General features: G+C 60.1%; 7 protein-coding genes and 1 pseudogene. 6 read left to right on the top strand and 2 right to left on the bottom strand.

The annotated features are described in order from the left end of the window. Positions 1-70 precede the first annotated feature (70 nt). Positions 71-1,033 carry an IS5 family transposase gene (locus tag D466_RS0119600; protein ID WP_018913040.1) on the top strand — a complete coding sequence of 321 codons (963 nt, stop codon included), beginning with the start codon at positions 71-73 and terminating at the stop codon, positions 1,031-1,033. A gap of 283 nt (positions 1,034-1,316) precedes the next feature. On the opposite strand, the gene D466_RS23685 is transcribed toward D466_RS0119600, so the two are convergent. After that, positions 1,317-2,864, bottom strand: a complete 1,548-nt coding sequence (locus D466_RS23685; RefSeq protein ID WP_081630068.1) for a hypothetical protein — start codon at positions 2,862-2,864, stop codon at positions 1,317-1,319. A 136-nt stretch (positions 2,865-3,000) separates the two neighbouring features. Between D466_RS23685 and D466_RS23680 the strand changes: the two genes are divergently transcribed. After that, a complete protein-coding gene (locus D466_RS23680) occupies positions 3,001-3,324 on the top strand; it encodes a cupin domain-containing protein (protein WP_081630067.1) in 324 nt (107 codons plus the stop codon). A 58-nt stretch (positions 3,325-3,382) separates the two neighbouring features. Here the strand turns inward: D466_RS23680 and D466_RS0119590 are convergent, their stop codons facing one another. After that, complete coding sequence (locus D466_RS0119590) at positions 3,383-4,012, bottom strand: hypothetical protein (protein ID WP_018915375.1); 630 nt, start codon at positions 4,010-4,012, stop codon at positions 3,383-3,385. Between the two features lie 140 nt (positions 4,013-4,152). On the opposite strand from D466_RS0119590, the gene D466_RS0119585 reads away from it, so the two are divergent. The 4 genes and pseudogenes from D466_RS0119585 to D466_RS0119570 form a co-directional block, all read left to right on the top strand. Continuing rightward, complete coding sequence (locus D466_RS0119585; protein ID WP_018915374.1) at positions 4,153-4,452, top strand: DinI-like family protein; 300 nt, start codon at positions 4,153-4,155, stop codon at positions 4,450-4,452. A 65-nt stretch (positions 4,453-4,517) separates the two neighbouring features. Beyond that, positions 4,518-4,877, top strand: a complete 360-nt coding sequence (locus D466_RS24330) for a hypothetical protein (RefSeq protein WP_156004504.1) — start codon at positions 4,518-4,520, stop codon at positions 4,875-4,877. Beyond that, a complete protein-coding gene (locus D466_RS0119580) occupies positions 4,817-8,935 on the top strand; it encodes a helix-turn-helix domain-containing protein (protein WP_369759466.1) in 4,119 nt (1,372 codons plus the stop codon). Before D466_RS24330 ends, D466_RS0119580 begins: the two co-directional genes overlap by 61 nt. 521 nt (positions 8,936-9,456) lie before the next feature. After that, a pseudogene (locus tag D466_RS0119570) lies at positions 9,457-9,657 on the top strand (IS5/IS1182 family transposase); the annotation flags it as partial.

Here is a 9,657-nt window from a genome sequence, read left to right as displayed (position 1 = left end):
CTAGGGATGGTGTTCAAAAATGGCCATTGCGACCCTGGCGGCGGGCAGCGTCCGACAAGACAATGAGGGCATGAAGCAAGCCGACCTCGGGCTGGACCTGACCAGCCGTAAGACCCGCAAGGGCAAGTTCCTCGACGAGATGAATCGCGTGGTGCCGTGGGCGCAGTTGCTTGCGCTGATCGAGCCGCACGCGCCGCGCAAGGAGCGAGGCCGGCCGCCGTTCGGCGCCGAGATGATGCTGCGCATTCACTTCCTGCAGCAGTGGTTTGGCCTGTCGGACATGGCGATGGAAGAGGCTTTGTTCGACGTCCCGCTGTACCGCCAGTTTGCTGGTCTTGGCAGCATGGCGCGACTGCCTGATCGTGTGAGCATCCTGCGCTTTCGGCACCTGTTGGAACAGCACGACCTGGCGCCGAAGATGCTTGAAGCTGTGAACGCGACGTTGGCCGCCAAGGGGCTGATGCTCAAGGAAGGCACGGCGGTCGATGCCTCGCTGATCGCAGCTCCCAGTTCGACGAAGAACAACACCGGCACGCGCGACCCAGAGATGCACCAGACCAAGAAGGGCAACCAGTGGTACTTCGGAATGAAGTGCCACATCGGCGTCGACGCCGACAGTGGCTTGGTGCACACGGTGGTGGGCACATCGGCCAACGTCAATGACGTCACCCAGGCGCACGCGCTGGTACATGGCGAGGAAGCAGATGTCTTCGCCGATGCCGGCTACCAGGGCGTCGAGAAGCGAGACGACACCCAGGACATTCGCACGCGCTGGCATGTCGCGCTGCGCCCCGGGCTGCGCAGGCTGCTTGACGTGACGAGTCCGAAGGATGCCATCGCCGAGGAGATGGAACACGTCAAGGCGCGCATCCGCGCCAAGGTCGAACACCCGTTCCGCGTGATCAAGCGCCAGTTCGGCCACGTCAAGGTGCGCTACCGCGGCCTGGCGAAGAACACCGCACAGCTGCACACGCTGTTCGCGCTGTCCAACCTCTGGATGGCACGGCGACATCTGATGGCGGCGCAGGGATGAGTGCGTCCGCCGTTCGCGAAAACGGCCTCCTGCAGGGTCGAAACGACCGCTGCGGAGCCCATCGCGGCCGGCGCTCCGTGCGAAATCACTGACGGGAATCATCTCGTGGCTTTCATCGTTCCGTTGCCTCGGCGCTCAGCTGATTTTGGACAGCATCCCTAGTGCCTCGTCATCGGGTTCTGTCGTCATGGGTGTCCTGGGAAATGCACGAACAGTCGTGCATTTCGTGTAGCGACGACTACACCGACCTATCGGCCTGTCCGAAATGGCGGCGGTCTGTGCGTCATTTAGCCTTGCCAGACCTCTTTGCAGCCCTTCGCCTGTCGCGGGCCATTCGGCGTCGCTCAGCTCGATTCATTGGAGGCCCTGAAGGACCGTCGCGTCTCACTTCCCGAGGGCTCGCAAATGGAATCGGGAATTCAAACTCTCGTGACCGCCCGTACCTAAGGTTCTCGTCAGGCGTCTGAAGGACATCCAGCTCGCGCATCGCTTCCTCCAGATTTTTTACCTGCGCTGAATCCATCTCCTCAGTCAGGTCTACGTACATGAAATCCTGCGACGCGAAGACCTCCGTACATGGCTCGGACGCAATCCCAATCGCCTCCACAAGCTGCGGATACTTAAGTTTGAGGCCTGCACAGTACGCGAACAAGGTGGCTGAGCGCATCTTTCTGTATGCCTGGTAGTCCTCCTCTGCAGAGTTGGGCACCACCAGGAACACGTAAGCCCGCGCCCTTGCTTCGCCGATGATAAACATGCGTGCGAACTTCTTGCCAGGCTCCCCTTGCCAAAGCGCGTGCCGCAGATGCTTCGCCAGTTGTCGCCTCGCTAGCCGAGACTCGGAAGCGAGCGCTCGGAGGATACGTTCGTGGTCAACTTCGGAGGCCTCGCCTCCGGAGTGTCCGACTGCTGTGCCAGCTCGCACGTATGAAGCCTGGTACTCGATGAGACTGTCCCACAAGTAGCTCCCCTCGTCTGCCTTGCGCTTTGCAGCTCGCTGCGGACTCTGGATGTAGTGGTCCCATTCGCCCTCTGCAAAGCTAATTCCATCGAACCCTGCGGGGACGTCAGGGAATGCATGTTGGCCATCTTCAAGTGTGCGCATGTACCAAGCGAACAGTTCCTCCTCGCCGGGGATATGCATGAGCAGCCCGCTCCTTCCAAAGAATCGCTCTTTGCAGGCAAGGTAGTCCACGAAGTCGGGGAGCGTGTCTAGCTCGTCTAAGAGTGCTTCTAAAGTGACCTCGTCAAGCACATGCACGAAACGTCTGTCGTCGAGCGGAAATCCGACTTCGAACGGATGGTGATGGTGGGCGTGCCCTACGAGGCTACTGTTGAGCATTGGGCTTCCGCTGCTTCCTCCTCCGAAATGCCGGGCAGCAGCCGCATGTCCCCCGCGCGTTACCGCAATGAGGAAATAGCGCGCGACACTGGCATCTGGAATTGCTACGGGAAGCTTGGTCTGACACGACTTGTCGACGAACACCCTTCCCGGAAACCTCTTCAGGAATGCCTCGGCTCCAGCAAGTTGTCGGGCGGATTTCTCGATTGCTCGCTTGTACCAGCGCGGCCACGCAACCTTGACATCTACGTCGAGCTGAAAGGAACAGCTCTTGTCAGAAAAGAGAAGGACGTCATTGCCAAAAACGACCATGAGGTCGACCAGCTCTTTGCCATCGCCCTTGCCGCGCGCGCGGCCCTCGTCGCTGTAGACGTTGGGGTAACTCCACAGACTCAAGAAAGCCTTCCGAGCAAGGCGCGCAAGCACTTGTTCAGATTCGGTCGTGCCTTGCGCTTCGGCCGCTTTCTGCCAAGGTGTGGAAGTACTCATTCACCCTCCTAACTTCAATACGTACCGAAGCCGGCCCGCATCGCCGCCTCACTGCATCCTGGGACCTGCCACACAAGTACCCTTCGGCGAGGAGGATAAGGCGCTCTTACGATAGCCATACTTCAGGGGAGACGACATGAGCCACTGGACACCAGCGCAAGCCCTAGACCGGTTGCGAGCGGAAGGAAGCGAATTCTCGACGCTGTTTCGACACGGCAGCCTCGAAGTCGAGTTCTACAAGCCAGACCAAGTTGACCGGCAACAGCCCCATACTCGGGACGAGCTCTACGTCATAGCTACTGGCAATGGCCGATTCGTCGTGCAGGGCCGCGAATGCCTCGTTCATCCCGGCGACGTGCTGTTCGTCCCGGCGGGCGCAGAACATCGCTTCTACGACTTCAGCGAGGATTTTGGTACGTGGGTCCTCTTCTACGGTCCGCAAGGGGGCGAGGCGGCGTGATTTGGTTGACCGTGCGGCTCTGGTCGGGGCCGGTCGACGTGCACACCGCAGGGTCGGCCTAACCGCCCCGCTTCTTCACAAATCCTTTGGCCTGCAATGCACGCAGAAGCGACGCCTCACTATCGCCCTGCACCAGTTCAAACAGCTCCGCCCACATGCGGTACGTGCGTGTGTTCCGCACCCGCTCGGCCGGCGCCTTCCCGTAGCGACCGCCCGCCACTGCCTGCGCTGCGGCCCGCACTGCCGAGACCGCATCCGCAAGCGGGTCGGTGGTCGGAGCTGCCCTTTGTTTCGCCTGGTCGCCTGCGACGCGCAACCGCTCCACCCTCTCGCGCAAACGCGTAACCGCCGCAACGGCTACAGGCTGTTCGGCACTGCGCTCAACTGCCTCATCGACCAGGCGCTCCGCCTCGGCGATGCGCCAGACCGCATCACGTTCACGGCGTTCGGTCTCGCGTGCCTGGTCTGCGATGCGGTCACGAGCCGGCCGGCAGATTCGGGCTTCGATGAAGTCGAGCTCGTCCCCGACCAGGCGCCCGCTCAGCTCCACTGGAATCGCCGTCGCGTCCTGCGCAATGCTGCCAACGTAGACCTGGCGCGTGAACCCGTGCGAATTGCCATCTGCCCCCTTGGGAACCCAGGCGGAGCGGTAGAGGAGCGCGCGGCCACGGCGCTGCTTGATGTGCATGTCGATGACTCCAAAGATGCTGTGTGCATCGTGTAGTCACCACTGTTGGAATGGGTGCGCCGACAGCGCGCCACCCCGTAAACGCCGCCGGCTAAACCGCCTTTCTACACATCGTCCCAACCAACCACAAGACGATGAGCATGAAAACCGACTTTGAAGATGACACCGAACCCACTGTCACCTGCGTGACCGTACATACAAGCACTGGCGACATCGGCGAGTGGGATGACATTGAGGCGGCAGAAGAAGCATGGCAGGACTACCTGCGTGATGAGCTTTGCGCATTCTTGAGCGAACGCTACCCGGAAGCTCAGGTTACCGTTGACGTCGCGCACGCAAACGGCGGCAATACACGGCTCGATACAGATGCCAGCGACCTCGACGAGGACCAACTTGACCAAGTAATCGAGCGCATCTTCGAGGACTTCTGCAATCCGTGACAGACACGGTAACCGCACGGCCCCTTGAAGCGCCAGGAGCGCTGGTGTGACCACAAGCGGGCGCCATGCCCGCCGAATTCAACTGGCGCGCACGACACCTCTGCGCTCAGCAGCAGCCCCTAACCGTGGCCAAGAAGCCGAAGGACCAGTCCGACGGCATCACCGGTTGGGACATGCAAGGCCACGATGGCCACAGCGATAGCCGCCGACAGGCGGCAACCAAAAATGCGGATATCGCGGGAAATCAGCGCGTTGCGACGTTCTCGGTCGCTCATGAATCCGCCGTAGGCGTCGTCGGGGCCCGCGCGTTGGGGCGCCGCCCTTGGCCTGTTCGAGGGTGGCTTCTGCCGCATGGCACCTCCCAATGCATCAAGAATATTTTTATGGTACGCTTTTTACTGTGTATCGCAAGAGGCACGCCATGAAAACCGACAATCGACCTACCCCCCCCTACAGGGCCTTTGGGGAACTCCTAACCCAAAGGCGCATAGAAGCCGGCTTCACCAAGCAGCAGGAACTTGCGGCCGCCCTGGGAATTAAGCAGCAGTCCGTCAGTCGATGGGAAAGGGGCCTGGGCCGCCCTCGCATGAGCGAAATGCCCGCGCTGGAGAAATTGGTCAAGGCGCAACCAAACGAGCTACTGACCGCGGCGGGGTTCGCGCAGGCACCGACCGCGAAGCCGACAGTCGCGACAGCTGCCACATCGTTCGACCGCGCCCTTCCCCTATCGGCGCTATCGCCTGAAACGTTCGAAAGCTTCTGCACAGCCCTGCTCGACCGCCTCTACCGAACGCAACACGGCGATGTCCACCGCTACGGCGGAGCAGGCAGCAAGCAACACGGAATCGACATCGTTGCACGCGGCCCGTTCGGCGTTCATTCGTTCCAATGCAAGCGCGTCAACGAATTCGGGGCACAGAAGGTGCACGCAGCAGTTGGCCAGCAAACCTTTGAGGCGAACCTCAAGGTGCTCTTGTTGTCCTGCGTGGCCAGCCCTAGGGCGCGCGACGCTATCGCCGCCCACAACGACTGGCAGTTGTGGGACCGGGAGGACATCACGCGCAAGCTCCACGAGCTACCTCGTAATGCCCGCCTAGACCTGGTAGACAGGTACTTCATTGGGCAACGATTTGACCTGCTGGGCATACCCGAGGCCGGCCCTCTTCAGAGCGTTGAAGAATATTTCAAGCCTTTTCTAGTCGAGGGGCGACTCTTCAATCACTCATGGGAGCTGGTCGGACGGCATGCGGAGCTCGAGGCGCTGGCGAGACACGTCAAAGACGAATCTGTGAGACTGACTTGCCTGCTGGGCGGCGCCGGCACAGGTAAGAGCCGCCTCCTACGGGAGGTTGTCGACCTGGTCGCCGCCGACAAGCGCCTCTCTGTTCTACTCGTCTCATCCACGGAAGACGTAAAAGCCCAGCACCTTGACGCGCTACGTGGCTCGAGAGGTGACAAGACCATCTTGGTCGTTGACGACGCCCATGAGCGCGACGATTTGGGAATCCTCCTGCGGTACGCCGCTGACCCTAACCACCACACCCGATTGCTCTTGTCCCTCCGCCCCTACGGACTAGAGCCGCTTCGGCACCAAGCTGCAAACGTTTCGCTACTCCCACCCGAGGTGCAGCTCGTCAACCTTGAGCCACCAACTGCCGAATCAGCATTAGAGCTCGCGACCTCGGTCCTTCGGAAGTGCAACGCACCCATCGAGGCAGCAGCGGGAATTGCGAGCGCAACCTACCCAACACCGCTTGTGACCGTTCTCGCGGCTCAGCTTTTGGCGCGCCACGAGATTCCAGTTGCGCTTGTGAACAACAAAGATGACCTTCGCGTCTACGTCTTGGCGCGACTCCAAGACGTCATCACAGGTCGCCTCGTTTCCGGCCAAGACACCGAAAGGCTGCAGGCAGTATTGCGGGTGGTGGCACTCCTTCAACCAATCCTCCCAGATGACCCTGCACTGCTAGCGGCACTGAGCGACCTCGAAGGAGTCGACAAGGTCGACGCAACCAGACTGCTACATCTGCTCAATGAAGCGGGCGTACTGTTCAAGCGGGGCCTACGCTGGCGAATCGCGCCAGACCTTCTCGCTGACGAAATCCTCAAGTCGAACTACATCAGCCTTGAAGGCTCCATCAATGAAAGGGCCGTTCAGTTCTTCGAACAAGCGACTGCCGCGCAGCTAAGGAACATGTTCGTTAACCTCGGGCGCCTTGACTGGCGACTCAGGGATGGGAAGACAGACGAGAGCAAACTCCTCGACAGCCTTCAGCCTCTCTTGAAATGGGGTGACAAGTACAACCAACCACACGTCGCAGCAGTAGAGGCCGTCGCCTACTACCAGCCTCGCTTCGCGCTCACCTTCGCCAGGAAGCTCATCGACGATGGACACGGTGACAGCGCCAAGGTGTGCTCCGCCGTACGCACCGCCGCCTACACGTTCGACCACCTTGCAGAGGCCTGTCTTCTACTTTGGCGCGCTGGGCGCAATGACAAGCGCTCGCTGAATCAGCACCCAGCACACGGCATCCGGCTGCTGAAGGAATTGGCCGAATTTCAGGTGAACAAGCCCATCGCGTACGTTGAAGGAGTCGTCAACTTCGCTCTCAGCCTCCTCGAACAACCCACATCCCTAACCGGCACCTATACGCCCTTCGCCATCCTCGAGGGAGCCCTTGAAACAGAAATGCAATCGGCGAGCTTTGCGAACAACACATACACCATCAGGCGCTACAAGCTTTCACTTAAGCAGGCTGGGGAAGTCCGGCGAAAAATTGCGAGCACACTTCTGCGCTTTATCAAGTTGGGGCCGCATAAGAGAGCATTCCTAGCGGCGCGGACGCTCTCACATGCGCTACGGCCGCCCATGCACCGGGATGAATCGGATGGCGCGTGGACGGAGGAGCATCTGGACGTCCTTCGCAAGGCAGGAACCCTGCTGAAAGAGGTTCAAGTGCACCCCGTGGTCCTGGTGGAGCTTGCCAAATCCATTTCATGGCACGCGTTCTTCTCCGCCTCGGAGACGCACAACGAAGCTCGCGAAATCTTGAAGCATCTCGAACGCGACCTTAGAACCAGGACCATCCGCGTACTCATCGATGGTTGGGGCAGTGAAACGTGGGAGTTCAACGCGTCACACGAGCGAGAGGGCGCCGAAGAGTACCGCAAGCAAGTGAGCGCCGACCTAGTCGCCCAGTTCCCAGAACCGGTCAAGTTGCTCGCGGAGCTTGATTCATGTCTGACGGACATCCTCGCCATCGCGGGGAGCGGCTATGGCTCCCCCTTCATGTTCATGAACCACCTGCTAGCGACAACACCGGGGTTGGCAAGAGAACTCTTGACGCAGGAAATTGAGAAGCGTCTTAGCGAGCGACTGACCCCGTACGTTGGACAGGCACTGAGCATCGTCATCACAAGGAACGAATTTGACTTGCTTCAGAGCTACTTGGCTCGGTCACAAGCCTCTGACCAAGCACTTTTGCAGGTCGCAGAGGCGTATGTGAGGTACACGCCGACTCGGCCATACAAGGCCGAAGAGGTGGCGCTCTTCCGCGACATCTGCGAATCCAAGATGCCCGACGTGCTTGTCATGGGGGCGCACCTTGTTAGGCAAGTCGCCGGCCAGAACCCCTCATTGGCTCTTGAGCTCGCGTGCTCGATACAGTTCGATGTGTCCGAACGTGCTGCGCATGATGTCCTTATGTGGCTCAGTTCCACCAAAGAGCTTTCTCCATCAGATATCGACACGAGACGCCGAGACTTCCTCAGCAATCTTGGACGCCTGGAACGCTTGGACGAGTACTGGGTTGTGGAGTTCCTCAAGAGAAGCATCGAACGCGACCCAGAAGCCGTAGTGCAACTCATGAAGGCTCGCCTTGAGACAGGCGAGAAAGATAGACGCTGGAACCACATCTACTTCAGCCGCGCGCAAGGAAGTCCGGGACTCGGTCTGCGCGCAACGTCGCGCGGAACACGGCTAGTGAGGGACTTGCTGGAGTGGGCGCTAGTTGCGTGCACTGACCCCGTGTTCATCTGGTCCTTCGGACAAACGGTGTCGACCCTCTGGGGTTCGTATGACCAGTCGCTTCTCGACCAACTGCTCACTTGGATGTCTGGCGGAACGGAGGAGCATGTACGCCTAGTCGCAGCGGTTCTAGAGAATGCCCAAAACACCCTCATCTATGAGAGTTCAACCTTTGTGGATGACATCCTTGAGGCGGCGGACCTCATCGGAGGCAAAGCTGTCGCGTTGGTTCAGCAATCCATAGCATCGGCGACCCAGTCTGGGGTTCGAAGTGGAATTCCTGGTGAACCATTCGATGAGGACCTCCGACTCGAAGAGCACTGCAAAGCAAAGCTAGCGACACTTAGCCGCGCTTCGTCTGCATATGAGCTCTACGGTGACTTGCTGAAAACAGCGCGCGCGAGCCTAGAGGCGCAGAGCCGAATGAAGGAGGCAATGAAGGACGAAGTGGAATAGGCGTGCAGAGATGCGCGGTCCTCCCTGCACCGTCTCGTGTGCCTACACTGCACTACCAAGGAGTTCGACATGACCAGGCCAAACAGCAAGAACAGTGCACCCGACCTGCTCGCAATGAAGCAGGCTAGCTTGGGACGCATGCTCGCCGCGGCCAAGGCGCTCCATGACCAGGGGGAGCTTCGACCCGTTCCCCTACCTCCTGGCACCCCTCTCGCTACCGCGGAATCCCTTCGAGTGAGAACGCGGCGATGAACGAGCAGCCGTACTGCGACCAGGAGAGCCCAGGCGCGGCTGAGGTCGTCAAAGCCATGACGGCAGATGAGGTGCGCAAGCTTCTCGAGGAAGCGCGTGGGTCGGAGCTCCTTAGAACGCTCGACGATGTGCAAGCGGTTGTCGCCGCGTGGCGCGAGTTCAGTAGCCTTCCACCCCCCTAGAAGGCGACGCCTTAGGGCAACGCTGAAGAAGGTCCACCGCCGAGGGGGCTCGTGCGTTGAAGGTAGATGAAGCAACAGACCCTTGCCATGGCCGCCGATCAAGCCGCCGGATTTGAGCAATACCGTAAGCCGACGAAGCGCGACGTGTTCCTGCAGACGATGGACGAGATCGTGCCGTGGGCGCAGTTGTGCGAGGTGATCGAGCCGCACTATCCCAAGGGCAAAGGTGGGCGGCCGCCGATCGGGCTTGAGCGCATGCTGCGCATGTATTTCGTGCAGCACTGGTTC

The organism is Thiomonas sp. FB-6, from assembly GCF_000377645.1.
Classification (GTDB): Bacteria; Pseudomonadota; Gammaproteobacteria; order Burkholderiales; family Burkholderiaceae_C; genus Thiomonas_A.
This window is presented reverse-complemented; position numbering and strand designations above follow the sequence as displayed.

Coding starts and splice junctions, on each gene's coding strand:
- D466_RS0119600 (WP_018913040.1), top strand. CDS start 71: ATGAAGCAAGCCGACCTCGGGCTGGACCTGACCAGCCGTAAGACCCGC.
- D466_RS23685 (WP_081630068.1), bottom strand. CDS start 2,864: ATGAGTACTTCCACACCTTGGCAGAAAGCGGCCGAAGCGCAAGGCACG.
- D466_RS23680 (WP_081630067.1), top strand. CDS start 3,001: ATGAGCCACTGGACACCAGCGCAAGCCCTAGACCGGTTGCGAGCGGAA.
- D466_RS0119590 (WP_018915375.1), bottom strand. CDS start 4,012: ATGCACATCAAGCAGCGCCGTGGCCGCGCGCTCCTCTACCGCTCCGCC.
- D466_RS0119585 (WP_018915374.1), top strand. CDS start 4,153: ATGAAAACCGACTTTGAAGATGACACCGAACCCACTGTCACCTGCGTG.
- D466_RS24330 (WP_156004504.1), top strand. CDS start 4,518: ATGCCCGCCGAATTCAACTGGCGCGCACGACACCTCTGCGCTCAGCAG.
- D466_RS0119580 (WP_369759466.1), top strand. CDS start 4,817: ATGCATCAAGAATATTTTTATGGTACGCTTTTTACTGTGTATCGCAAG.